Here is a 24,716-nt window from a genome sequence, read left to right as displayed (position 1 = left end):
CCGTGCGGGGCTTTTTATTGTCTTGCCTTTGAGACCGAGTCGCCCCCATCGCCGGCAAGCCGGTCTCGCTCCTACATTGGAATGCATTTCCCTGTAGGAGCGAGCCTGCTCGCGAAGAGGCCAGCCCAGTCACCCGGAAACACCAGGCAAAACACCCACCGTCCCCGCCAGAAAATACTGACTAGCCTTCAAGCATCCCCCTGAGCAAGGACGCTCACGATGCTTCTGCGCCTGTTTTCTGTTTTTTCTCTGAGCTTTTTTTGCCTCACTACAACCGCAGCCGACTGTCCCGACTGGCCGCCCGTCAGGGCTCTGGACGAAATCACCACCCTGCAAAAACAGATCGACACCTGGGATGACAGTTATCACCGCCATGGCCGCTCGTTGGTCGCCGACGAACTTTACGATCAAGCCCTCGCTCGCCTCACCGAATGGCGCAGTTGCTTTGACTTGGGCCTGACGCCCGAACCATTACGCACGGCTGGCGGCAAAATTACCCACCCCATTGCCCACACGGGCCTGGAAAAAGCGCGGGACAGTCATGCGGTCGAAAACTGGTTGCGCAGCCGCGAGGACATCTGGGTACAACCCAAAGTCGATGGTGTGGCGGTGACGCTGATCTACCGCAAGGGCGTACTGCACCAGGCAATCAGTCGCGGCGACGGATTAAACGGGCAAGACTGGACGGCCTCGGCGCGACTGATCCCCGCCATCCCCCGACAACTGTCGCGCCCGCTGGACTTGCTGGTGCAAGGCGAACTCTATTGGCGACTGGTCGACCATGTGCAAGTCAAAGCCGGAAGCCTCAATGCCCGCACCACCGTGGCCGGCTTGATGGCGCGCAAGGAACTCAGCCCTGAGCAGGCCACCGGCATCGGCCTGTTTATCTGGGACTGGCCACAAGGCCCGGCCGGTCTGCCTGCTCGCATCGCTGCTCTGGATGAGCTGGGTTTGCCGAGCATCGCGCCTTACAGTCAGCCGGTACAGACAGTTGCCGATGCTGAACACTGGCGCGATTACTGGTACCACTCGCCCCTGCCCTTTGCCAGTGACGGTGTGGTCCTGCGCCAGAGCCAACGGCCTTCGGCCGAGCGCTGGCAGGCAAAAACACCGTACTGGGCCGTCGCCTGGAAATACCCCTTTGCCCAGGCGTTGGCCGAAGTACGCAAAGTCGACTTCAAGGTCGGCCGCACCGGACGGATCACCCCCGTGCTGGACTTGAAACCGGTGACGCTCGATGACCGGCAGATCAAGCGTGTCAGCGTCAGCTCACTGCGGCGCTGGGAGGAGCTGGACATCCGCCCCGGCGATCAGGTGTCCATCAGCCTCGCGGGACTGACCATTCCCCGGCTCGACGGCGTCGTATTACGCGCCGCCGAACGCCCAGCCTTGAACGCGCCGCTGGCAGCGGACTTTCATCATTTGAGTTGCTGGCAACCGACGCCGGGCTGTGAAAGCCAGTTTCTCGCGCGACTGACCTGGCTCAGCGGCAAGCAAGGGTTGGCCATGCCTCATGTCGGCCCAGGAACATGGGAGAAACTTTTCGAAACAGGCCACCTGAACGGCCTGCTGGATTGGTTGACCCTCGATGCTCAAGAGCTTGCTAACATTAACGGCTTCGGCGAGCGCAGCAGTACTCGTCTTCTAAACAGTTTCAACAGTGCCCGCCAACGCCCTTTTGCTCGCTGGCTCAAAGCTCTGGGTTTACCACCAACCGGCCAGGCAAACCTCGCCGACTCCTGGCAGGAACTGGCACAACGAAATACCGAACAATGGCAGGCCGAAGCCGGCATAGGCCCGGGACGCGCGGCGCAATTGAGCGCATTTTTCCGCGACCCGCAGGTCCTGGCCTTGAGCGACACATTACGTGCGGCGGGGATCGACGGTTTTTAGCAACCGCAGATTCTCGCCCGCCCGGGAACCCAAAGAGGCCGACGAGCTCAAACGCCCATCGCCCTATCGACCCGATTGCACCTGCACATGGAGCTTTTATGAAATTTCTTTCACCGCTCGCCCTGCTGACCCTTTGCAGCGTGATGGCCGCGCCACTGATGGCCGTCGAAGAGGCCCCGGGGCTGACCGGTTGTGCCGCCAAGAAACAGGGCATCATCAACCAGATCGAACTGGCCAAATCCCATGGCAACGCCGAACAGCAGGCAGGCCTGGAAACGGCACTGAGCGAAGTCACTGCGCATTGCACCGACGCTTCGCTGAAGAAGGAGCGGGAAAACAAGGTCCTCGACGCCAAGCATGACGTCAGCCAGCGCCAGGCCGACCTCGACAAAGCCATGAAGAAAGGCGACCCCGAGAAGATCAACAAGCGCAAAGACAAACTGGCCGAGTCGCGCAAGGAACTGCAGGACGCGCTCGACGAGCTGGATAAATAAGAAAAGGTAAAGTCAGGAATTTGTAGCGTTCTTCAGGGAGCTTCGCGAGCAGGCTCGCTCCCACAGGTGAATGCATTCCAATGTGGGAGCGAGCCTGCTCGCGAAAGCGTCAGCAAGAGCGCTGCAAATCAATGATCCCGAAACTCTTTATGGCACGCACTGCAGGCATCTTCGACCTTCTGCACCGCCGGCCCCAGGTTGCTGGCCTTGTAAGGCTGAACCTTGCTGGCAATCACCAATTCACCGGTGGCGGCTTCAAGGGTGCGGGCCATTTCCTGAAAGCGTGCCTGTTTCTGCCACACATCGCCCTTGGCGCTGGTGTGATCTTCTTCGCGCACCTGTGGAAAATGCTTCCACGGTTCCTGGGACAGCGCATCGAGTTTCACCGCGCCGTCAGCGAATTTCGGGCCGTCGAATGGAATGCGGCCGCGCAACATGCCACCCAGGTCTTCGCCGGTCTTGAGCATTTGTTTGAAGATTGCCTTGCGCTGGCCCAGTGGCGAATTCGGATCGACACCGCCGCACGCGGACAAGGTCAGGCAGGCCAGCAATACAACGGAAAGTCTTTTAAGAGTCATGGTGGCTTCAGGTCACGGGAAACGGCGGCCAGTATCCTCGCGTCATCGGCAAAGACCAATAGCCCTATTATCAATACGGGTTGTTTGAGCGCATGGAGCACTCAGGCAACCGACAAAGGAATTACTCCATGAACAGCCGTTTCAAGGCATGGCGTCACCGCCTCGCCTGGACCCTCCCGATGGTGGCCGTGCTCGCAGGCTGCACCGGCGGTGACAACAACAAACCCAAGACCCACGCGCTGGCGACTTACTCCAGCGCCACCTGGGAAGCCCTGCCGACGGTGTCCGATAACGACCTGGTCGCCGGCTTCGGTTCATGGCGCAGCGCCTGCACCCGACTCAAGGCCGACCCGATCTGGGGCTCGACCTGTGCCGCTGCCACCAACGTGCCGCAAACCGCCAATGACATTCGCGGCTTCCTCAAACAGAACCTCGACGTCTACGGCCTGCGCGCCGCCAACGACAATCCCAACGGCTTGATCACCGGTTACTACGAACCGGTCTACCCCGGCAGCCTGACCCAAACTGACGTGGCGAACATCCCGGTATACGGGGTTCCAGAGGACATGATCATCGTCTCTCTGGACAGCATCTACCCGGAGCTCAAAGGCAAACGCCTGCGCGGACGGCTCGAAGGTCGCGTGCTCAAGCCTTACGACGATGCAGCAACCATCGAAACCAAAGGGGTCAAGGCGCCGGTCGTGGCGTGGCTGACCGACCCGATGAACCTGCAATTCCTGCAAATCCAGGGTTCCGGTCGCATTCAGCTCGACGATGGTCGCCAGTTGCGCATTGCGTATGCCGACCAGAACGGTCATCCGTATCGCCCCATCGGCCGCTGGCTGGTAGAGCAAGGCGAACTGAAGAAAGAAGACGTGACCATGGGCGCAATCAGCGACTGGGCCAAGGCCAATCCGGCGCGCATTCCGGAACTGCTCGGCAGCAACCCGAGCTATGTGTTCTTCACCCGCAACCCGGACAGCAATGAAGGCCCTCGCGGCTCGCTGAACGTACCGCTGACGGCGGGTTACAGCGCGGCGGTGGATCGCAAAGTGATTCCGCTGGGCAGCCTGTTGTGGCTATCCACAACGCGGCCGGACGGCTCCGCGCTGGTTCGCCCGGTGGCGGCTCAAGACACTGGCGGCGCGATTGCCGGCGAAGTCCGTGCGGATTTGTTCTGGGGCACCGGCGAAGCAGCCGGGCAACTGGCTGGCGACATGAAACAGCAGGGGCAAATCTGGATGCTCTGGCCCAAAGGCGCTGCCTTGCCGCAAGTGCCTCAGGTGGCTGATGCGGTTAAAGCCAACCCTTAATTACTGTGGCGGCAGATAGATAGCTTTCGCGGGCAAGTCGGATCGCCGCCCGCTCGCTCCTACAAGGATTGCTGTCGATCACACATTGTGTGCTCGCCGCAGATCTCTGTAGGAGCGAGCGGGCGGCGATCCGACTTGCCCGCGAAGGGGCCAAAATAAACACCGCAGATATGTCAGACCGAAATCACAAAGAAACTCACGATCAACCCCATCCCCACAAACCACACCAGCGACCGCAGAATCGCCCAGTCCGCCAGGTAGCAAATGATGTACAGCAGGCGGCTGGTGATGAACAACACCGACAGCACATTGATCGTCACCAGCTCGGCGTTGCCGGCCAGGTGGGCCACGATCACCGCCGCCGCGAACGCCGGGGTCACTTCGAAACTGTTCAATTGCGCTGCATAGGCGCGCCGGCCCAAACCATTCAGCGACTCGAGAAAATCCCGGGGGTCATGATTGTCTTTCAATCCAAAACGGCCACTGATCTTGGCAATACCCACGCAGAGATAGGGCAGGAAGAACGCAATCAAAATGCACCACAGAGCAACCGTCATATCGCAGTCCCTTTCTTCGAGTTATAAAATCCGGATTCCGGTCAAAACTTCATCACCAACATGCCGATCAGCACCAGCCCACAGGCCAAGAGCCGCGGCCGACCGAAAGGTTCTTTCAGATAGCGCATGCCAAACAGCACCACCAGAATCACGCTGATCTCGCGCAATGCCGCCGCTTCTGCAATCGACCCCAGCTGCATCGCCCACAGCACCAGAGCGTAGCTGAACAACACGCAGAACCCGACCGCCAATCCCAAGCGCCATTGTTCACGCCAGAACAGCATGAACGCCGGCCGCTTGCGCACCAACGCCAGCAGCGGAAACGGCCAGGCGCTGAGCAACGTCACCCAGACCAGGTAGTCCAGCGGATGCGACCAGCGCCGCAACGCCTGGCCATCGATAAAGGTGTAGCAGCCAATGCACAGGCCAATCAGCGCCACCACCGGCAGCATCGACCACGGCAAACGCGTACCGCCACCGCCCTGCCACAGCAGGCACAGCATGCCCAACGGGATGAGCAGAATTCCGAAGATCTGCTGATTCGTCAGCACCTCCCCGGCAAAGATCAGCGTCAAGGCCAGCACCACTAACGGCGACAAGCCACGCATCAGCGGGTACACCAAACCGAGATCACCCACTCGATAGGCCTGAATCAGCAGATAGCGATAAAGCAATTCGAATGCGGCCGATGCGAGAATCCATGGCCAGATTTCAATCGGTGGCAGCGCCACGAACGGCAGCATCAGCGCGACAAAAAGCATCGCCACGCTGTCCATGCAGGCCACGACCAACAACCGTTCCGCACTGAATTTAATCAGGGTGTTCCACGCCGCGTGCAACAGCGCCGCCACCAACACCAACGCCGTCGCAAGCACGGCACACTCCTTTTGTTCATCATCCTCACCCTGTAGGAGCACGGCTTGCCAGCGAAGGCGTACTTGAGACCGCTTTCGCCGGCAAGCCGTGCTCCTACAAGGGCGGGGAGATAATTGATTCGCCATATGTCAGCAGCTGTTTATACTGCAAGCGACCACGCCGCACTCAGTTGCGCACAGACTAATTCCAATAATTTCTGCCATGACCCGCTCTCTTCGAGAACGGTCGTCGGCCTGCGTATGCCTGATCACAGCGTCAAGACTACCGACAGAGACCTTGCGCATGCCACTCGCCTTGCTTGCCCTCGCTGTTGCCGCGTTCGGCATCGGCACCACTGAATTCGTCATCATGGGCTTGCTGCCCGACGTCGCTCGCGACCTCGCCGTGAGCATTCCCCACGCCGGTCTGTTGATCACCGGTTACGCCCTGGGCGTGGTGTTCGGCGCGCCGATCCTCGCGGTCGGCACCGCCAATATGCCGCGCAAAGCCACCCTGCTGGGCATGACACTGATGTTCATCCTCGGCAACGTGCTGTGCGCGTTGGCGCCAAACTACGCCACGCTGATGGCCGCCCGAGTGGTTACCGCGTTGTGCCACGGGGCGTTCTTCGGCATCGGTTCGGTGGTCGCGGCCGGCCTGGTCGCGCCGAACAAACGGGCGCAGGCGATTGCCATGATGTTCACCGGCCTGACCCTGGCCAATGTGCTCGGCGTGCCATTGGGCACCGCGCTCGGCCAATACGCCGGTTGGCGTTCGACGTTCTGGGCGGTGTCGGTGATCGGTGTGATCGCCGCGATTGCGCAATGGGTCTGGCTGCCGAAAGACATCGCCATGGACAAGGCCAACCTCGCCAGCGAGTTCAAGGTGCTGGGCAAGGTCAATGTGCTGCTGGCCCTGGGCATGAGCGTGCTGGCGTCGACCAGCCTGTTCAGCGTGTTCACCTACATCGCGCCGATCCTGCAGGACATCACCGGGGTCAGCCCGCACGGCGTGACCATTATGTTGCTGTTGTTCGGCGTCGGTTTGACGGCGGGCAGCATGCTCGGCGGCCGCCTGGCCGACAGTCGCTTGCTGCCTTCACTGGTGGGCATGGCGTTGGCGGTGGTGGTCGTGCTGGCCGCGTTCACGCAGACCAGTCACTCGGTGATTCCGGCGGCGATCACGCTGGTGTTGTGGGGGATCTTCGCCTTCGCCCTGTGCCCGATTCTGCAACTGCTGATCATTGATCAGGCGCACGAAGCACCCAATCTGGGTTCGACGTTGAACCAGAGCGCTTTCAATCTCGGTAATGCGGCCGGCGCGTGGATTGGCGGGCTGGTGGTCGCCAGCGGCGCGGATCTGGCGGACTTGCCGTGGACCGGCGCGCTGGTCAGTGGCTTGACGGTGCTGACAGCGCTTTTCTTCATTTATCTGCAACGTCGCGGTGCCGTTGCGCTGGACCCGGCCGGCTGACCTGACAGGTCATAGAGACATCCGGCAGCCCCCTTTGTGACGGTCAGAAAACGGAGCGCCAGCGTCAAGGCAATCTGGACGCACGTTGTGTGACGTTTCTTCAGGCCCTTGGACCGGTATCCTGATGCCCACCTGGAAGCCCCGGGACAGAGCCTTTCGCGTCATACAGAGGGGCTTTGTCAATCAACTTGAGGCATGTGTTCCAAGTTAATACATCGTGCTCCCGAGCCCCCGCCACTCTCCTAAAGTGCAACTTCCGAACCGCCCTCAAAGGAAGAGGCACTCATGAACAACCTCACACATACCTCAACGCTCTCACCGCTTCCATCGACCAGCGCGGACAATGCCACCCGTGGCTTATCTGCAGGTCCGATTGACAATGATTGGAGTGATTTCATGACCGGGTCGACGCAAGTCGGTCAGGGCCAGCCTGAAACTCTGGTGCATTCATTGAGCGATCAAGGGGTGTCGATCCGTCGCTATGAAAACGGCGTGGTCGAAATACACCTCAAACGCCCCCAAATCGAGCGCCTGGTGCACACCGGTGGAAACGCCGGAGGCCTCGCCTTCTCTGGTCATGAACCCAGCGAAACATACACTTTCAATTCCATGGGTGGCGCACTCTTGGCCCTCGATGACCAAATGTTCGAAGCGGCGATGCTGGAGCTGAAGAACGATCAAGCCTGCGAAGCAGTCATCGCCTTCCGACAGCAAGCTCAACACGCCTTGGACGACTTGAAACAAGCAGTGATTGATGCCTTTTCCACATCGAGGGACAGACTGGAACTCTCTAGAGAGATGCATGAAGCGATGCATTATTTAGATCAAGTTGGCGATACACCCGGAAAAACCGCGTGGCTGGCGATGAAGCTCAACCATCGAAGCGCCCCGGACTACCGGGAGCTGCTTCAAGCCGTCAAACGCCTGCATGCCGAAACTACGGGACCGAAGTCTGTGGTTTTGACCGAGGCAATCACGCAAATGGGCATCCGAGAATCTGACTGATAGCTGCACTGGACCGTAAAGGCCGGACGAGCACTGAGAACTCGCCCGGCCCATTGCCTAGCGTTCCTCGGATGTTGATTCAGCCTCGCCTCCCTTATCTTTCGGCGGCCCGCTTTCGCTGCGAATCTGCGCATGGCTCAACAGCGCAAAGATAAAGCTGCCACCGATAATGTTCCCCACCAGCGTGGGACCTGCGAACACCAGCCAGAAATCCTTCCACGGCAACTCGCCGGCAAACACCAGATACGAGACCTCGGCCGAACCGACGACGATGTGGGTGAAATCCCCCAGCGCCATGAGGTAGGTGATGAGGATGATGATCCACATCTTGGCGCTCTCCATGGACGGGATCATCCAGACCATGGTCGCGATCATCCAGCCCGAAACAATGCCTTTGGCGAACATCTTGCTCGCATCGTTCTCCATGACCTTGCGCCCGATATCGAGGAAGGCCAGGTCGGTCCTGGTGTCGAAAATCGGCAGGTGCAACATCACATACGCGACCAGCAAGGTGCCGCAAAGGTTGCCCACCAGCACCACCGACCACAGCCGCAACAACCGGCCGAAATTGTTCAGAGTGGGTTTGGTCATGACCGGCAGCACCGCCGTCAGGGTGTTCTCGGTGAACAATTGCTGGCGGGCGAGGATGACCGCAAGGAACCCGGCGCAGTAACCGAAACTGGCAATCACCTTGAAGTGTTCGCCATCCGGCAGGCGCGAGTTGAGCAACCCCATGGCCATCAGCGACAGGCCCATGGTCAGGCCGGCGGCGAGCGCCGACCACCATAGCGCGGCGACGCTGCGTTCGAGTTCCTGATCGCCCTGGGTGCGGATGATTTCGTGCAATACAGCCGCACGTGGCGGCTGGCTTTTTTCGACGTCGTGCCGTTCTTCAGCCGAGAGGTTCGGGGTCTTGCCGTCTTTTTGCGCGTCCATAGAGCTCCGGAACCGGTGGCGTGTCATGTAGGTACGACACGCGGGGTTCGGCGCTTGTTCAGTGGCCCCACAAATGAAACCGCATTCTGTAGGAGCCAGCTTGCTGGCGATGGGGTCGACTCGGTTTCTGCGCTGTCGCTGATTACGCTATCGCCAGCAAGCCGGCTCCTACGGAACTCGCATTACTCGTCCTTGAACTGGTCTTTGACGTATTTGATCTCGGTTCGGCCGTGAGGGGCGGGCAGGCCGTCTTCACCGAGGTTGACGAAGACCATCTTCTCCACCGTCAGGATGCTTTTGCGGGTGATCTTGTTGCGCACTTCGCAGGTCAGGGTGATCGAGGTGCGGCCGAACTCGGTGGCGGTGATGCCCAGTTCGATGATGTCGCCCTGGCGCGAGGCGCTGACGAAATTGATTTCGGAAATGTACTTGGTCACCACGCGCTGATTGCCCAACTGGACGATGGCGTAGATCGCCGCTTCTTCGTCGATCCAGCGCAACAGACTGCCGCCGAACAGCGTGCCGTTGGGGTTGAGGTCTTCGGGTTTTACCCATTTGCGGGTGTGGAAATTCATATTCACTCCTGAGCGTCTTGCCGAATGATGGGTGCCATCATGGCAGAGCCCGGACTAGAGCTCTATTAAGCATCGTCTATGGTCACGATTACCGTTCGGACATTGACCGACAGAAACGCTTTGGAAGATCAGCATAGCCCGCTATAATCGCCCCCGTTTCAAAACGGTAACGTTCCATTGATACCGTTTTCCCGCCACCTGTCCGAGGGGCGCTGCAGCAGGTTCAACCTGTCAGGCTCGGATGGGGCGTTGACTGGCCACGGCCAGACACTAAACGCACAACGGCGCCCATTCGCATACATTACGAATGGAGGCTCTTCATGAGCGCTGTTATCACGCCTGCAGATTTTAACGATTACAAAGTCGCCGACATGTCCCTGGCTGCCTGGGGCCGTCGCGAAACCATCATCGCTGAATCCGAAATGCCAGCCCTGATGGGTCTGCGCCGCAAGTACGTCGGTGAGCAGCCGCTCAAAGGCGCCAAGATTCTCGGCTGCATCCACATGACCATTCAGACTGCCGTGCTGATCGAAACCCTGGTTGCCCTGGGTGCCGAAGTTCGCTGGTCGTCCTGCAACATTTTCTCGACTCAGGATCAGGCCGCTGCTGCTATCGCCGCTGCTGGCATCCCGGTTTTCGCCTGGAAAGGCGAGACTGAAGAAGAGTACGAGTGGTGCCTGGAGCAAACCATCCTGAAAGATGGCGCGCCATGGGATGCCAACATGATCCTCGACGACGGCGGCGACCTGACCCAGCTGCTGCACGACAAGTACCCACAGGTTCTGGATCGCGTTCACGGCGTGACCGAAGAAACCACCACTGGCGTTCACCGCCTGCTGGACATGCTGGCCAAGGGCGAGCTGAAAATCCCGGCCATCAACGTCAACGACTCGGTGACCAAGTCCAAGAACGACAACAAGTACGGCTGCCGTCACAGCCTGAACGATGCGATCAAGCGTGGCACCGACCACCTGCTGTCCGGCAAGCAAGCGCTGGTCATCGGTTACGGCGACGTGGGCAAGGGCTCCGCTCAGTCCCTGCGTCAGGAAGGCATGATCGTTAAAGTCTCCGAAGTCGACCCGATCTGCGCCATGCAAGCCTGCATGGACGGTTTCGAACTGGTTTCGCCGTTCATCGACGGTATCAACACCGGTACCGAAGCAAGCATCGACAAAGCGCTGCTGGGCAAGATCGACCTGATCGTGACCACCACCGGCAACGTCAATGTTTGCGACGCGAACATGCTCAAAGCCCTGAAGAAGCGCGCTGTTGTCTGCAACATCGGCCACTTCGACAACGAAATCGACACCGCTTTCATGCGCAAGAACTGGGCATGGGAAGAAGTGAAGCCACAGGTTCACAAAATCCACCGTACCGGTCCTGGCGCATTCGATGCCCAGAACGACGACTACCTGATCCTGCTGGCCGAAGGCCGTCTGGTTAACCTGGGTAACGCCACCGGTCACCCAAGCCGCATCATGGACGGTTCGTTCGCCAACCAGGTTCTGGCGCAGATCTTCCTGTTCGGCCAGAAGTACGCCGACCTGTCGCCAGCCCAGAAAGCCGAGCGCCTGACTGTTGAAGTACTGCCGAAGAAGCTCGACGAAGAAGTGGCCCTGGAAATGGTCCGCGGTTTCGGCGGCGTCGTGACTCAACTGACCAAGACCCAGGCCGACTACATCGGCGTGACTGTCGAAGGTCCGTTCAAGCCGCACGCTTACCGCTACTGATTCGACCTGCTGTCCGCTCCCCATGGGAGCGGACTTAAGCAGAAACCACGCTCCCCTGTAGGAGCGAAGCTTGCTCGCGAAAGCATCACCGCGTTGTTTCTGAAGCACCGTGTTGTTGCTTTCGCGAGCAAGCTTCGCTCCTACAGTAAACGTGGCGACTGCAAGGCTTACGCGTTTCCAAGGATATGACCATGTCCCAAGACCGTCGCTACAGCTTCGAGTTCTTCCCTACGAAGACCGACGCTGGGCATGAAAAGCTGCTCGCCACTGCTCGTCAGCTGGCCACGTACAACCCCGATTTCTTCTCCTGCACCTATGGCGCTGGCGGTTCGACCCGTGATCGAACCCTCAACACCGTGTTGCAGCTCGAAAGCGAAGTCAAAGTCCCTGCCGCACCGCATCTGTCCTGCGTGGGCGACAGCAAGGACGACTTGCGCGGCCTGCTGGCGCAATACAAGGCTGCCGGCATCAAGCGTATCGTTGCCCTGCGCGGTGACCTGCCTTCGGGCATGGGCATGGCCAGCGGCGAAATGCGCCACGCCAACGACCTGGTCCAATTCATTCGTGAAGAGACCGGTGATCATTTCCACATCGAAGTCGCCGCCTACCCGGAAATGCATCCGCAAGCGCGCAACTTCGAAGACGATCTGACCAATTTCGTGCGCAAAGCCAACGCTGGCGCCGACAGCGCGATCACCCAGTACTTCTTCAACGCCGACAGCTATTTCTACTTCGTCGAGCGTGTACGGGCGATGGGCGTGAACATCCCGATCGTGCCGGGCATCATGCCGATCACCAACTACAGCAAGCTGGCGCGCTTCTCCGATGCCTGCGGTGCGGAAATCCCGCGCTGGATCCGCAAGCAACTGGAAGCCTACGGCGACGACACCCAGAGCATTCAAGGCTTTGGTGAACAAGTCATCACCGAAATGTGCGAACGCCTGCTGCAAGGTGGTGCGCCAGGGCTGCACTTCTACACACTGAACCAGGCTGAAGCGAGTCTGGCGGTGTGGAACAACCTGAAGTTGCCGCGCTGATAAACGTTTAAAGCAAGATCAAAAGATCGCAGCCTTCGGCCACTCCTACATTCGGGCATGTTTAATCCCTGTAGGAGCGGTCGAAGGCTGCGATTTTTTGCTTTCTACGTACTTTTATTGTGATGCAACACACGGAGATAGAGCATCTGCAGTCGGTTTCTGGCTCTTTCCCGTTTCTCGTCGTAATCTCAAGCCCATGCCTTTGATCCCACAGTTAATTGCCGTGCTGGTTTTCACTTGCCTGAGCTTCGCCGCTCGGGGCGAGAAGCTACGCATTGTCACTGAACCGTGGGCGCCTTATGTCTACGAGGAAAACGGCAAATCACTGGGCCTGGACTACGAAACCACGGCCATCGTCTTCAAGCGCCTGGGGATCGAAGTCGAGTGGCAGTTCCTGCCGTGGAAACGCTGCCTGTCGATGCTTGAAACCGGCCAGGCCGATGGCGCGCTGGACATTTTTCACAGCGACGAGCGCGAGGCGACCCTGCTCTACCCCAGCGAACCACTCTCGGAAGTCCAGTTCGTGCTGTTCTACGCCAACGAACGCCCGCATCCGTTTCGCACCCTCGACGATCTGAAAGGCCTGACGATAGGCACCTCGCCGGGCTATCTGTACAGCCCGGACTTCCGTGAATCGACGCTGTTCACGCGCGAACCGGCGCCCACCCATGAAGCCAACTTCGGCAAACTGGTGCGCGGCAGGATCGACCTGCTGATCACCGACCGCCGGGTGGGCCAGCATTTGCTCGACGAATTGAATATCCGCAACCAGATCAGCGAAAACCCGACCGTCATCAGCCAGCAGAGCCAGTTCCTGGCAGTGCGCCGCAACGCGGGCATGGATTTGCTGGTGCAGCGTTTCGGCGCCGAGCTCAAACGATTCAAGCGCGAACCCGCGTACGCCGAACTGAGCGCCCGTTATGGCGCCGATCCGGCTACCAGCACGAAAACTGCCGGGGCCACCGCTGCCCGCGAAAAAACCGTTGAGCAGCAGGAAAGCGGCGCGCAGTGATTGCTCTGTTATACTCCGGCCTTCCCGCCAGGCTCACGCCCGGACGCTCGGACTTGTTCAAGGCATCTCGACCCCGCTACAGCGCAGCTTTTCAGCCCGCGCGAGCGCTCCAGACGAGCCTTCGAGGCCCAGCAGGACCGGACGGGATTGCGTCCTCTTAAACGCCATTCGCGCCAGGCAAGACTCCCATTGGGCCAAGCCCTAACTAAAACAGGATTACTCATGTCCTTTGCTTCCCTCGGTCTCTCCGAGGCTTTAGTCCGCGCCATCGAGGCAGCGGGCTATACCGAGCCTACTCCGGTGCAACAGCGGGCCATTCCCGCCGTGTTGCAAGGTCGCGACCTGATGGTTGCGGCTCAGACAGGTACTGGCAAAACCGGTGGCTTCGCCCTTCCGATCCTGGAGCGGTTGTTCCCTAACGGTCACCCGGACAAATCCCAGCGTCACGGCCCGCGCCAACCGCGCGTACTGGTCCTGACCCCTACCCGCGAACTCGCGGCTCAGGTACACGAGAGCTTCAAGGTCTATGCCCGTGACCTGAAGTTCGTCAGCGCCTGCATCTTCGGCGGCGTCGGCATGAACCCACAGGTTCAGGCCATGTCCCGTGGCGTTGACGTGCTGGTGGCCTGCCCTGGCCGCCTGCTCGACCTCGCCGGCCAAGGCAGCGTCGATTTGTCCCACGTGGAAATCCTCGTGCTGGACGAAGCCGACCGCATGCTCGACATGGGCTTTGTCCATGACGTGAAGAAGGTCCTGGCCCGCCTCCCGGCCAAGCGTCAGAACCTGCTGTTCTCGGCGACGTTCTCCAAGGACATCACCGACCTCGCCGGCAAGCTGCTGCACAACCCGGAACGCATCGAAGTGACGCCGCCGAACACCACGGTCGAGCGTATCGAACAACGGGTTTTCCGCCTGCCAGCCAACCACAAGCGTTCGCTGCTGGCGCATCTGATCACCGCGGGCGCCTGGGAACAGGTGCTGGTGTTCACTCGCACCAAGCACGGCGCCAACCGCCTGGCCGAATACCTGGATAAACATGGCCTCAGCGCTGTCGCCATCCACGGTAACAAGAGCCAGAACGCGCGCACCAAAGCCCTGGCCGACTTCAAGGCCGGCGAAGTGCGCATCCTGGTCGCTACCGACATCGCCGCGCGCGGCCTCGACATCGACCAGTTGCCACACGTGGTCAACTTCGAACTGCCGAACGTCGACGAAGATTACGTGCACCGTATCGGCCGTACTGGCCGTGCCGGTCGTTCGGGCGAGGCGATCTCGCTGGTGGCTCCGGACGAAGAAAAACTGCTGAAAAGCATCGAACGCATGACCAAGCAGAAAATCGCCGACGGCGACCTGATGGGCTTCGATTCCAGCGCCGTGGAAGCCGAGAAACCGGAAGTGCGCGAGCGTCCGGACGTGCGTAACCCGCGCAACCCACGTGGCCCGCGCGGCGACGGTCCGAACGGCAGCGGCGGTGGCGGCGGTCGTAAAGACAAGGGCAAGGACAAGGGCGGCAAGGAAAAACCGGCGGCCAGCGGCCGTGGCGAGCGCCCGGCACGTGAGCAGAAGCCACGCGAAGGCACGCCTGCCCGCGAGCAACAACGCCCGGCGCCACGCGCTGCCGCTGATCGCGCTCCGGACGAGTTCCTGGACGACGATATCGATAACTTCGGTAACCGCGTCGACTACGTGCCTCAAGCCAAACCGGCCCAGGGCCGTGGCCGCCGTCCGGGTGCTCCGGCACAAGGCACGGCCGCTGGCGCAGGTGCTCCACGCACCGGCGGCAAGCCTCAGGGTCGCCAAAGCGGTCCACGCAGCAGCGACGGCGCCTCCACTGGCACGCCGCCAGCCAAGCGCAGCGGTCCACGCAACGGTGCACCTCGTGACGGTCAGGCCCGTCGCGAAGAAGGCCGCAACCGTCGCCCGGCACGTGACGATCAGTCACGTTCGGAACCAGCCGTGCAAAACCCGCGTGGCCCGGCTCCGAAGATCATTCACAAGGAGTCGAAAACCGATCGTTTCCCGACACCTGAACAGCTTGATCAATTGCCAGGCCGTCCGCGCGGTGAGAAACCAGCGTTGCTGACTCGCAACCGCTGAGTTTTACCCAGCCATGAAAAATGCCCCTGATCTCACGATCCGGGGCATTTTTTTCTGCTCTTCGTAGGAGCGAGGCTTGCCCGCGAAGGGGTCAACCGGATTTCTGTGGTGAGGCCGCTGGCGCTTTCGCGGGCAAGCCTCGCTCCTACAGGATTCGTGGTGCGACGCAGATTACGCTTGGCAATAAAAAACGCCCCCGATCGTGAGATCGGGGGCGTTTTTGTGTCAGGCGCGAAAATTACTTCGCTTTGACACCTTCAAACGTCACGTACAGTTCAACCGCGTCGGACGCTGGGCCCAGGTCTTTCTGCTTGCCGAAATCGGAACGCTTGAGGTTGGTGGTGCCTTCGAAGCCGGCACGGTAGCCGCCCCATGGATCCTTGCCTTCACCCAGGAAAGTCGCCTTGACCACGACTGGCTTGGTCACGCCAGCGATGGTCAGATCACCCGCCACGTCCGCAGTGTCTTTGCCAGCGGCGTTTTTGCCGGTGGATTTGACGCTGGTGGAAACGAAGGTGGCTTTAGCGAATTTGCTCGCGTTCAGGAAATCACCGCTGGCGATGTGCTTGTCACGTTCGGCGTTGTTGGTGAAGACGCTGGCAGTGTTCACATTGAACTCGATCTTGGCGTCTTCAGGCTTGGCAGCGTCGAAGCTGAACTTGCCGTCGATATCCTTGAAGGTACCGGTGATGAAGCTGTAGCCCAGGTGGCTGATCTTGAAGTCAACGAAGGCGTGCTGGCCTTCCTTGTCGACGACATAATCAGCTGCCATTACGTTACCGGCGGACAGCAGAGCGGAACCGATTGCCAAAGCGGCGAGGGTCTTTTTCAACATGCTTTCTATTCCTTTGGAGTCGAGGTTGAACTTCAGGCTTTGCGACCCAGCATTCGAGTAAGGGTCGCATCACGATCGATAAAGTGGTGCTTCAATGCTGCCAACGCATGGAGACCGGAAAAAATTACCAGCACCCATGCCAGATACAGATGAATCTCACCGGCGGTGTCTGCCTGGTCCGGTAGTCCGGAAACCAGTGCAGGAACTTCGAACAGGCCAAACACCGGAATCCCGACACCATCTGCGGTGGAAATCAGGTAACCGGCAATCATCACAGCAAACAGACCCAGGTACAGGAACGAATGGCCAAACTTCGCGCCCATGCGCGTCAGCCGGCCATAGCTTTCCAGCGTTGGCGGTGGTGGGCTGATAAAGCGCCACAGCACCCGAAGCACCATCACGGCCAGCAACACCAGGCCAATGCTCTTGTGCAGCTCCGGCGCATCTTTGCGCCAGGTGCTGTAGTAGTCGAGATCGACCATCCACAGGCCCAACGCAAACAGACCGAAGACCGCCAGCGCCACGCCCCAGTGCATGAAGATGCTGACCCAACCGTAGCGGGAAGAAGAGTTACGTAGCTGCATGCCCAAATCCTGTGAGAATTGCGACCAAGACTATCGAGTTATCTATCGAATTAAAGCGGAAAATTTCGCTTTGAAATATCGAGAAATACGATCAAGAGTCTGAAATCGGTGAGTTAAGGAAAGATTAACGACCAATGTGTGAAAAAAAATGACGTCCAGATCAAGAACACCAATGCCATGAGATTTATTCAATTCTTTTCTTCAGGCATAAAAAAACGCGGCATTTACGCCGCGTTTCTTTAATCCAGACGGTTACTGCGCTTTGGTATCGGCTACCGGGGTCGCAGCAGGTTTGGCTGCTGGTTTCTTCGCCGCTTCAGCTTTCTTTGCCGCCGGTTTCGCCGGGGCCTTTTTGGTTTCGGCCGCAGGCTTTTTCGCCGGTGCCTTGGCCGCAGCCTTCTTGGCCGGCTCGGCTTTCACCGGGGCGGCAGGTTTCGGCGCTTCCACTGGCGCCGGGGCCGGGGCTGCTACTGGAGCCGGTGCCGGGGCTGGCGGTGTGACGGGCTCTGGCGCTTTCACAGGTTCCGGCTTCTTGTCGTCGTCCGAGGAACCACCGAACAGGTTGCTGAAGAAGTTGCCTTTCTTCGCCGCCACTGCGCCGGCTGCAGCAGCAGTCGCTGCCGGTACAACCTTCGCCGGTTCAAACGACTTGCCGGCTGCCAGGTCTTCAACCTGACCGGCTGCACGCTGACCAGTGCGCAACGCACCTTCCAGAGTGCCCGGGTACAAGGTGTCGGTGTGTTCGCCAGCGAACGCTACGCGTTGCAGCGGACGTTCCCACAGGCGCCAGAACTTGCTGATCTGGCCCGGACCGAAGGCCAGGTAAGCGCCGCCCATCGACGGGTCGGTGCTGTAGCGACGGATTTCATAACCGGTGAACGAACCGCGCGCCTGTGGATAAAACGTGTGCAAGCGAATCAGCACCTGATCGGCCATCTGCTTGTCGCCGAAGGCCTGCATCACTCGTGCGTTGTCGCCGGACAGGTTGATCACCACGTTGGCGCCACCCTTCAGCGCCGGCTCGACCCACAACATGCCCAGGCCGGTGTTGCTGTAGATCTCGCCGGACATGCGCGCCTTGCTTTCCCAGACCGGCGTCTTGAACTTCAGCATTATCTGGTCGCGCCAACCGTAGTTGGTGCCTTTGATCGCGCCCATGTGCTGGGCATCCAGCGCCGGGGTCATCACGATTTTGTTGAGGGCGCGCAACGGCACCGCGACCACGACGTAGTCAGCCTGATAGCCGACGCTGCCGACCTTGACGGTCACGCCGTCCTTGTCCTGGGTGATGGACGAGACCGGGGAACTGGTCTTGATGGTTTTCAGCTGTTTGACGAAGGCTTGTGCCAGCACCGGGCTGCCGCCCAGCAGGCGCGAAGCGCGCAGGTCACGGTCGGACACGCCACGGTAAACCCGGCTCTGTTGTGCGTAGTACAGCAACGACAGGCGCGAAGGTTCGTCATAACGGGTACGGATTTGCTGATTGATCAATTGGCGAGCCGTGGCTGGCAACGTCAAACGGTCGAGCCAGTTGGAGACGTTGATCTGGTCCAGGGCATGCAGCGCGCTGGTCGCGGCAGGGTTCAGCGGGTCTTCGATCGAGCGTGCCAGGTCGTCCAGGGTCTTCTCGTAACGCTTGAGCGCGTCAGCGGTGGCCGGCTCTTTGGTGGCCAGGTCAGCGGCGGTGTAATACACGCCGTCGATCAGGTAGCTCGGCGTGCGCACGAATTCAGGGGCCGGCGTGGTGCTCAGCTTGAAGGTCGATACGTACTTGTTCAACACCGGCTGAGTCTTGTCGTTGCCGATCCATTCGCTGGTGGCCATGCCGGAACGACCGCCCAGGGTCGGCTTGGCTTCCAGCAGGGTGACCTGCCAGCCTTTGTTCTGCAGTTCGTACGCCGCCGTCAGGCCCGAGAGCCCGCCGCCGATCACGATCGCCGTTTTATCCTTGGCCAGCGCAGACACGCTGAACAGCCCCAACATCACCAGCGCACAGGCGCGCAGCCAACCAGCAGACATTCAGCGAACTCCGGAAATACACGTAGAAAAAAGCGGTTTTGCGAGTCAGACGACTCAAAGAACCGCGAAGAATACGTCAGCCATCAAAGGCCCGCCAGCGACGTCTATCGCCCTATACAAAGTAGCTCATTCGACACAATGGGTTGTCCCGATGCCACGCATTGCATAGGCTTGCGCGATTGTATGTCCGCGCCTGTCGCGGACCGCCTCGAGGAGACTGGAAATGGGCCTGAATAATCAGTGGATGCAACGCGATCTCGCCGTGTTGTGGCATCCCTGCACCCAGATGAAAGACCACGAACAGCTGCCGCTGATCCCGATCAAGCGCGGTGAAGGCGTGTGGCTGGAAGACTTCGAAGGCAAACGCTACCTCGACGCCGTCAGCTCCTGGTGGGTCAACGTGTTCGGCCACGCCAACCCGCGCATCAACCAGCGCATCAAGGATCAGGTCGATCAGCTGGAACACGTGATCCTCGCCGGTTTCAGCCATCAGCCGGTGATCGAGTTGTCCGAGCGTCTGGTGAAGATGACGCCGGAAGGCCTGACCCGATGCTTCTACGCCGATAACGGTTCGTCCTGCATCGAAGTCGCGCTGAAAATGAGCTTTCACTACTGGCTGAACCGCGGCCAGCCGAACAAGAAGCGCTTCGTCACCCTGACCAACAGCTACCACGGCGAAACCATGGCGGCGATGTCGGTGGGCGACGTGCCGCTGTTCACCGAAACCTACAAGGCGTTGCTGCTGGACACCATCAAGGTGCCGAGCCCCGATTGTTACCTGCGCCCTGAAGGCATGGGCTGGGAAGAGCACTCGCGCAACATGTTCGCCGCGATGGAACAGACCCTGGCCGAAAACCACGACACCGTTGCGGCGGTGATCGTCGAGCCGCTGATCCAGGGCGCCGGCGGCATGCGCATGTATCACCCGGTTTACCTGAAATTGCTGCGCGAAGCCTGCGACCGTTATGGCGTGCACCTGATCCACGACGAAATCGCCGTCGGCTTCGGCCGCACCGGAACGATGTTCGCCTGCGAACAGGCCGGCATCCGCCCGGATTTCCTCTGCCTGTCCAAGGCCCTGACCGGCGGTTACCTGCCGCTGGCGGCGTGCGTGACGACGGAAGATGTCTACAGCGCGTTCTACGACGACTACCCGACCTTGCGTGCGTTCCTGCATTCGCACAGTTACACCGGCAATCCGCTGGCGTGCGCGGCGGCGTTGGCGACGCTGGATATCTTCGAAGAAGACAACGTGATCGAGAACAACAAGGCGCTGGCCCAGCGCATGGCCTCCTCCACCGCGCACCTGGCCGATCATCCGAACGTCTCGGAAGTGCGTCAGACCGGCATGGTGCTGGCCATCGAGATGGTCAAGGACAAGGCGACCAAGGAAGCTTATCCGTGGCAGGAACGTCGTGGCTTGAAGGTGTTCCAGCACGCGCTGGAACGCGGTGCTTTACTTCGACCGCTGGGCAGCGTGGTGTATTTCCTGCCGCCGTACGTGATCACCCCGGAGCAGATCGACTTTCTGGCGGAAGTGGCCAGTGAAGGGATCGACATTGCGACGCGCAACAGTGTGAGCGTGTCGGTGCCGCAGGATTTCCACCCCGGTTTCCGCGATCCGGGTTGATTGATTGGCTTGAGCTTGTGGGTGTCTGGGCTGCCGCTTTCGCGAGCAAGCCCGCTCCCACAAGGGGAATGCATTTCAATGTGGGAGCGGGCTTGCTCGCGAATGAAGTCGCCACCGATTCAGATGATTTAACACTTTCCAGAGAACCCGCATGAGACTGTCCCGCTTTTTCATCGACGCCCCCCTGAGCACTGGCGAGCACGAGTTGCCCGAGGCCCAGGCCCATTACATCAGCCGCGTGCTGCGCATGGCCGAGGGTGATGCGTTGCAACTGTTCGACGGTTCGGGTCATGAGTTTCGCGCGACGCTGGTCGAGGTCGGCAAGAAGCGCGTCGTGGTGCAGATCGACGAAAGCTTCGCCGGGCAAATCGAATCGCCGCTGCAGATCCATCTCGGCCAGGGCCTGTCCCGTGGCGAGCGGATGGACTGGGCGATTCAGAAAGCCACCGAACTGGGCGTGACCGAAATCACCCCGATCTTCAGCGACCGCTGTGAAGTCCGCTTGAAGGACGAGCGCGCCGACAAACGCCTGATGCACTGGCGCCAGGTGGCAATCAGCGCGTGCGAGCAATGCGGGCGTTCACGGGTGCCGGTGATTCACCCGCCGGTGTTGTTGGCGGACTGGTTGAAGCAGACCGAGGCGGAGTTGAAGCTGGTGCTGCATCCGGTGGCTGAGCCGTTGGTGAGTCATGCCAAACCTTCAAGTCTGGCATTCCTGATCGGTCCGGAGGGAGGTTTGTCCGATGCCGAAGTCGATCAGGCCAAGGCCAGCGGCTTCCAGGCCGCCCGCCTCGGCCCGCGGGTGTTGCGCACCGAGACTGCGCCAGTGGTTGCACTGGCGGTTGCCCAGCAACTTTGGGGTGATTTCTAGGCCGCCATCGCTAGCAGGCTAGCTCCCACATTGAATTTTGGGTGTTCACCAGTTTCATGTTCACTGGAGATTTCTGTGGGAGCTAGCCTGCTAGCGATTGGCCGCGACGCGGTTTACAGGACGTAAAACATAATCGCCACAAAGTGCAGCAAACTCCCCGCGATCACGAACAAATGCCAGATCCCGTGCGCATGCCGCAACCGATGATCCAGGGCAAAAAAGATAATCCCCACGGTGTACAAAATCCCGCCCGACGCCAGCCAGGCAAACCCGGCCGCCCCCAGCGCCGCCAATAGCGGCTTGACCGCCACCAGCACGATCCAGCCCATCACCGCGTAAATCACGATCGACAGGATCCGCGCTTCCGAACGCGGCTTGATCTCCTGAAGGATGCCGATCAACGCCAGCCCCCAGACAATCCCGAACAACGTCCAGCCCCACGGCCCGCGCAGGGTCACCAGGCAAAATGGTGTGTAGCTGCCGGCAATCAACAGGTAGATCGAAAAGTGATCGACCTTCTGCATGATCGCTTTCTTGCGCCCCCGCACGCTGTGGTAAACGGTCGAGGCGCTGTAGAGCACCATCAAGGTGAATCCGTAAATCGCCACGCTGACGATTTTCCAAGGGCTGCCATCCATGCCGGCGATCACCAGCATCCACACCACCCCGACCGTCGCCGCCACCGCCCCGACCAGATGCGTCCAGGCGTTCAATCTTTCCCCGTGGTACATGTGTTGCTCACCTCACAATCCAATGCAGCGTTGCGCAAGGCTCAGGCCTCAAGCGTAAAAGCGCAACTCTTCATACACCCTCGCACCCTGTAGGAGCCGGCTTGCCGGCGATTGGCCCTCAAGCGTTACGATAATTTCAAGGCCGCCATCGCCAGCAAGCTGGCTCCTACAAAGGTCTGCGTGCGCTTCAGGAATTGGGCACAATCGAGCCATTCGAATAAGAGTCACGCCCATGCTGATCGATGAAGAGTTGACCCTGAAAAAACTCGAGGTGTTCCTCGCCTTCATGCGCACCGGCAATCTGGCTCGCGCCGCTGCCGAGTTGCAGACCAGCAACGTCAGTGTGCACCGGGCGATCCACTCACTGGAAAGTGCCCTGCGCTGCCCGCTGTTCAAGCACGAAGGTCGTAACCTGACGCCGCTTGAAAGTGCTTACGTGCTGGAAGAACGGGCGCAAAAGCTGATTCAGGACGTGGTCGAAACCGTGCGTCTGACCCGCGAAGCCGCCGGGTTCTCGGCTGAGCGCTTCAAGTTGGGTTCGTTGTATTCGCTGACGGTGAAGACCGTTCCGCAACTGATCATGGGCCTGAAAATCCGCCGCAGCGAACTCAACATCGACCTGATCCTCGGCTCGAATTTCGACCTGTTGTACAAGCTCAAGAACATGGAAGTCGACGCGATCCTGGTGTCTTTGGACGAGAGCGTGAACGACCCGGATTGCGAGCAGATCCCGCTGTTTTCCGATGACATTTTCCTGGCCACCCCGGCGGACTCGAAGTTTGCCCAACGCACGGAAGTCGATCTGGCCGAAGTCCGCGACGAGACGTTCATTACCCTGACCCAAGGCTTCGCCACGCACCAGGATGGCAATCGGGTGTTCAAACAGGCGGGGTTCGAGCCGAAGGTGGCGATGCAGGTCAACGACATCTTCACCCTGCTGAGCATGGTCAGTTCGGGGGTGGGTTATGCGTTGCTGCCAGGAAGGATTGCAGCGGTGTATGAAAACCGGGTGAAGCTGATTCCGTTGCAGGAAAAGTATCGGTTGCAGCAGCACATTGGCGTGGTGTTTTTGAAGGCCAAGGAGCGCGACCCCAATTTGCTCGCGCTGCTGGCGGAGTGTCGGATGTATGCCAATCGCCAGGCTTAAGACCGCGTCGCACCCTTCGCGGGCAAGCCTCGCTCCTACAGGGATATGCAGTCTCTGTAGGAGCGAGGCTTGCCCGCGAAGACGTCAGAACAATCAGCGATGAATCATCGGCCTAACCAACAATCCCGCGAACAATGAAGTACAACAACGATGGCCCAAGCAAGCACCCAAGCCCGGTGTGGAACGTCGCCGTCAACGCGCCATAAGGCACCAACCGCCGATCCGTCGCCGCCAACCCGGCGGTCACACCGCTGACCGTGCCGGCCAACCCGCCAAACACCATCGCCGAGCGCGGGTTATCCAACCCCATCCAGCGCGCTGCCATCGGCGTGCCGACCATCACCAGAATCGCCTTGATCAACCCGGTGGCAATCGACAATGCGACCACATCGGAACTCGCGCCAATCGCCGCGCCAGTCACCGGGCCGACGATGTACGTCACCGCGCCCGCACCGATGGTGGTCATGCTTATTGCTTCGCGATAACCAAACACCCAGGCAATGCTCGCCCCGACAATGAACGGCAACACCGTGCCCAGCAACAGCGCAATCACGCCGATCATCCCGGCCTTTTTCGCTTCGGTGGCCTGCACTTCGAACGCCGTGGCGACGATGGCAAAGTCACGCAGCATCGCGCCGCCCATCAAACCGATACCCGAGAACAGTGTCAGGTCCGCCAGGCCTTTTTGCCCGCCGGTCATGGTGCCGCCGACCCACGCCAGGACCAGGCCGATGACAATGGCAATCGCCGAGCCATGAATCCGCCCGAACGTCAGGCGTTTGGACAACACCACCGACACCCACATGATCACGCCAACGAACGCGAACGCCGTGACCAGACCGTTAGTTGCCAAGCCTTTCTCGATGACTTCCAACATATCAGCGGCCTCCTACTGGCGTGCCGAGGGGCGTGAGTTCCGCAGGTTCATCAGGCAACGGTTCGCCTTTGTGGGTCCGGCTGATCAGGGCAATGGTGCAACCGCAGAGCACCACCGAACCGATGGCCGCGAGCACCGCGACCGGGCCGCCGTGCAATGCGGTCACGACGTTCTGTTGCGCCGCCATCGCCACCACCACCGGAATGTACATGGCGCCCCAGAAGCCGACGCCCATCTCGCAATCCTTGGTCATGCCGCCGCGCTTTTGCATCCACAACCGCGCGCAGATCAACAGGATCATCGCGATCCCGACCCCGCCCACATTGGATTTGACGCCCAGCATTACGCCCAGCGCATCGCCCAGAATCACCCCTGCCAGCGTACAGATCGCCAACAGCGCCACACCGTAAATAATCATTGTTGTAGTCCTCAAAGTGCATCGTCGAATGTTGTTTTTGTTGTTCGAA

At 59.9% G+C, this 24,716-nt stretch carries 23 protein-coding genes and 1 riboswitch; of the genes, 12 read left to right on the top strand and 11 right to left on the bottom strand.

The annotated features are described in order from the left end of the window. Positions 1–219 precede the first annotated feature (219 nt). Both ligB and IB245_RS11180 read left to right on the top strand, forming a co-directional pair. Positions 220–1,893: an NAD-dependent DNA ligase LigB gene (gene ligB / locus IB245_RS11185; RefSeq protein ID WP_192227568.1), complete on the top strand. Its 1,674-nt coding sequence runs from the start codon at positions 220–222 to the stop codon at positions 1,891–1,893. 98 nt (positions 1,894–1,991) lie between these two features. Continuing rightward, positions 1,992–2,387: a DUF1090 domain-containing protein gene (locus IB245_RS11180; protein WP_008045011.1), complete on the top strand. Its 396-nt coding sequence runs from the start codon at positions 1,992–1,994 to the stop codon at positions 2,385–2,387. 128 nt (positions 2,388–2,515) lie between these two features. Here IB245_RS11180 and IB245_RS11175 read toward each other — a convergent pair whose 3' ends face one another. Next, positions 2,516–2,965 carry a c-type cytochrome gene (locus IB245_RS11175; protein WP_008033302.1) on the bottom strand — a complete coding sequence of 150 codons (450 nt, stop codon included), beginning with the start codon at positions 2,963–2,965 and terminating at the stop codon, positions 2,516–2,518. A 128-nt stretch (positions 2,966–3,093) separates the two neighbouring features. On the opposite strand from IB245_RS11175, the gene IB245_RS11170 reads away from it, so the two are divergent. Next, positions 3,094–4,278 (top strand): murein transglycosylase A, encoded by a 1,185-nt coding sequence (locus IB245_RS11170; RefSeq protein ID WP_192227567.1) that lies wholly within the window; start codon positions 3,094–3,096, stop codon positions 4,276–4,278. A gap of 173 nt (positions 4,279–4,451) precedes the next feature. Here the strand turns inward: IB245_RS11170 and IB245_RS11165 are convergent, their stop codons facing one another. Next, entirely contained in the window at positions 4,452–4,835 is a 384-nt protein-coding gene (locus IB245_RS11165) for an MAPEG family protein (protein ID WP_008045013.1), read from the bottom strand. A 41-nt stretch (positions 4,836–4,876) separates the two neighbouring features. Further along, complete coding sequence (locus tag IB245_RS11160) at positions 4,877–5,710, bottom strand: EamA family transporter (RefSeq protein ID WP_008033307.1); 834 nt, start codon at positions 5,708–5,710, stop codon at positions 4,877–4,879. A 283-nt stretch (positions 5,711–5,993) separates the two neighbouring features. Here IB245_RS11160 and IB245_RS11155 point away from each other — a divergent pair, with 283 nt between their 5' ends. Then, positions 5,994–7,163: an MFS transporter gene (locus IB245_RS11155; protein ID WP_192227566.1), complete on the top strand. Its 1,170-nt coding sequence runs from the start codon at positions 5,994–5,996 to the stop codon at positions 7,161–7,163. A 285-nt stretch (positions 7,164–7,448) separates the two neighbouring features. Beyond that, positions 7,449–8,168, top strand: a complete 720-nt coding sequence (locus IB245_RS11150; protein WP_192227565.1) for a hypothetical protein — start codon at positions 7,449–7,451, stop codon at positions 8,166–8,168. Positions 8,169–8,225: 57 nt separating this feature from the next. Here IB245_RS11150 and IB245_RS11145 read toward each other — a convergent pair whose 3' ends face one another. Then, positions 8,226–9,104: a formate/nitrite transporter family protein gene (locus IB245_RS11145; RefSeq protein WP_192227564.1), complete on the bottom strand. Its 879-nt coding sequence runs from the start codon at positions 9,102–9,104 to the stop codon at positions 8,226–8,228. Between the two features lie 182 nt (positions 9,105–9,286). Continuing rightward, on the bottom strand, positions 9,287–9,679 hold the full coding sequence (locus IB245_RS11140) for an acyl-CoA thioesterase (protein WP_008033312.1): 393 nt from the start codon (positions 9,677–9,679) through the stop codon (positions 9,287–9,289). 198 nt (positions 9,680–9,877) lie between these two features. Continuing rightward, positions 9,878–9,976: riboswitch (S-adenosyl-L-homocysteine riboswitch) on the top strand. A gap of 23 nt (positions 9,977–9,999) precedes the next feature. Here IB245_RS11140 and ahcY point away from each other — a divergent pair. The 4 genes from ahcY to IB245_RS11120 all read left to right on the top strand — a co-directional run bounded on the left by ahcY (position 10,000) and on the right by IB245_RS11120 (position 15,555). Further along, positions 10,000–11,409: an adenosylhomocysteinase gene (ahcY, locus tag IB245_RS11135; protein WP_008045025.1), complete on the top strand. Its 1,410-nt coding sequence runs from the start codon at positions 10,000–10,002 to the stop codon at positions 11,407–11,409. 191 nt (positions 11,410–11,600) lie between these two features. After that, entirely contained in the window at positions 11,601–12,446 is an 846-nt protein-coding gene (gene metF / locus IB245_RS11130; protein WP_008045026.1) for a methylenetetrahydrofolate reductase [NAD(P)H], read from the top strand. Positions 12,447–12,642: 196 nt separating this feature from the next. Next, positions 12,643–13,458 carry a substrate-binding periplasmic protein gene (locus IB245_RS11125; protein ID WP_192227563.1) on the top strand — a complete coding sequence of 272 codons (816 nt, stop codon included), beginning with the start codon at positions 12,643–12,645 and terminating at the stop codon, positions 13,456–13,458. Between the two features lie 222 nt (positions 13,459–13,680). Further along, positions 13,681–15,555, top strand: a complete 1,875-nt coding sequence (locus IB245_RS11120) for a DEAD/DEAH box helicase (RefSeq protein ID WP_192227562.1) — start codon at positions 13,681–13,683, stop codon at positions 15,553–15,555. A 238-nt stretch (positions 15,556–15,793) separates the two neighbouring features. Here IB245_RS11120 and IB245_RS11115 read toward each other — a convergent pair whose 3' ends face one another. From IB245_RS11115 to IB245_RS11105, 3 genes are all read right to left on the bottom strand, one after another. Beyond that, positions 15,794–16,390 (bottom strand): YceI family protein, encoded by a 597-nt coding sequence (locus IB245_RS11115; protein ID WP_008033318.1) that lies wholly within the window; start codon positions 16,388–16,390, stop codon positions 15,794–15,796. Positions 16,391–16,422: 32 nt separating this feature from the next. After that, positions 16,423–16,974 (bottom strand): cytochrome b, encoded by a 552-nt coding sequence (locus tag IB245_RS11110; RefSeq protein WP_008033319.1) that lies wholly within the window; start codon positions 16,972–16,974, stop codon positions 16,423–16,425. Between the two features lie 252 nt (positions 16,975–17,226). After that, entirely contained in the window at positions 17,227–18,993 is a 1,767-nt protein-coding gene (locus IB245_RS11105; RefSeq protein WP_192227561.1) for a flavin monoamine oxidase family protein, read from the bottom strand. A gap of 223 nt (positions 18,994–19,216) precedes the next feature. Between IB245_RS11105 and IB245_RS11100 the strand changes: the two genes are divergently transcribed. Both IB245_RS11100 and IB245_RS11095 read left to right on the top strand, forming a co-directional pair. Beyond that, positions 19,217–20,623, top strand: a complete 1,407-nt coding sequence (locus tag IB245_RS11100; RefSeq protein WP_008045039.1) for an adenosylmethionine--8-amino-7-oxononanoate transaminase — start codon at positions 19,217–19,219, stop codon at positions 20,621–20,623. A gap of 151 nt (positions 20,624–20,774) precedes the next feature. After that, the gene (locus tag IB245_RS11095) at positions 20,775–21,494 is read left to right on the top strand and encodes a 16S rRNA (uracil(1498)-N(3))-methyltransferase (RefSeq protein WP_192227560.1); all 720 of its coding nucleotides are present in this window, start codon (positions 20,775–20,777) and stop codon (positions 21,492–21,494) included. A gap of 113 nt (positions 21,495–21,607) precedes the next feature. On the opposite strand, the gene trhA is transcribed toward IB245_RS11095, so the two are convergent. Beyond that, on the bottom strand, positions 21,608–22,225 hold the full coding sequence (trhA, locus tag IB245_RS11090) for a PAQR family membrane homeostasis protein TrhA (protein WP_192227559.1): 618 nt from the start codon (positions 22,223–22,225) through the stop codon (positions 21,608–21,610). A gap of 232 nt (positions 22,226–22,457) precedes the next feature. Here trhA and IB245_RS11085 point away from each other — a divergent pair, with 232 nt between their 5' ends. After that, a complete protein-coding gene (locus IB245_RS11085; RefSeq protein WP_008033325.1) occupies positions 22,458–23,372 on the top strand; it encodes a LysR substrate-binding domain-containing protein in 915 nt (304 codons plus the stop codon). Positions 23,373–23,484: 112 nt separating this feature from the next. Here the strand turns inward: IB245_RS11085 and madM are convergent, their stop codons facing one another. Together madM and madL are read right to left on the bottom strand one after the other, a co-directional pair. Continuing rightward, on the bottom strand, positions 23,485–24,249 hold the full coding sequence (gene madM / locus IB245_RS11080) for a malonate transporter subunit MadM (protein WP_192227558.1): 765 nt from the start codon (positions 24,247–24,249) through the stop codon (positions 23,485–23,487). Between the two features lies 1 nt (position 24,250). Beyond that, the gene (gene madL, locus IB245_RS11075) at positions 24,251–24,667 is read right to left on the bottom strand and encodes a malonate transporter subunit MadL (protein WP_192227557.1); all 417 of its coding nucleotides are present in this window, start codon (positions 24,665–24,667) and stop codon (positions 24,251–24,253) included. Positions 24,668–24,716 lie beyond the last annotated feature (49 nt).

It is taken from the genome of Pseudomonas sp. PDM02 (assembly GCF_014852285.1).
GTDB lineage: Bacteria > Pseudomonadota > Gammaproteobacteria > Pseudomonadales > Pseudomonadaceae > Aquipseudomonas > Aquipseudomonas migulae.
This window is presented reverse-complemented; position numbering and strand designations above follow the sequence as displayed.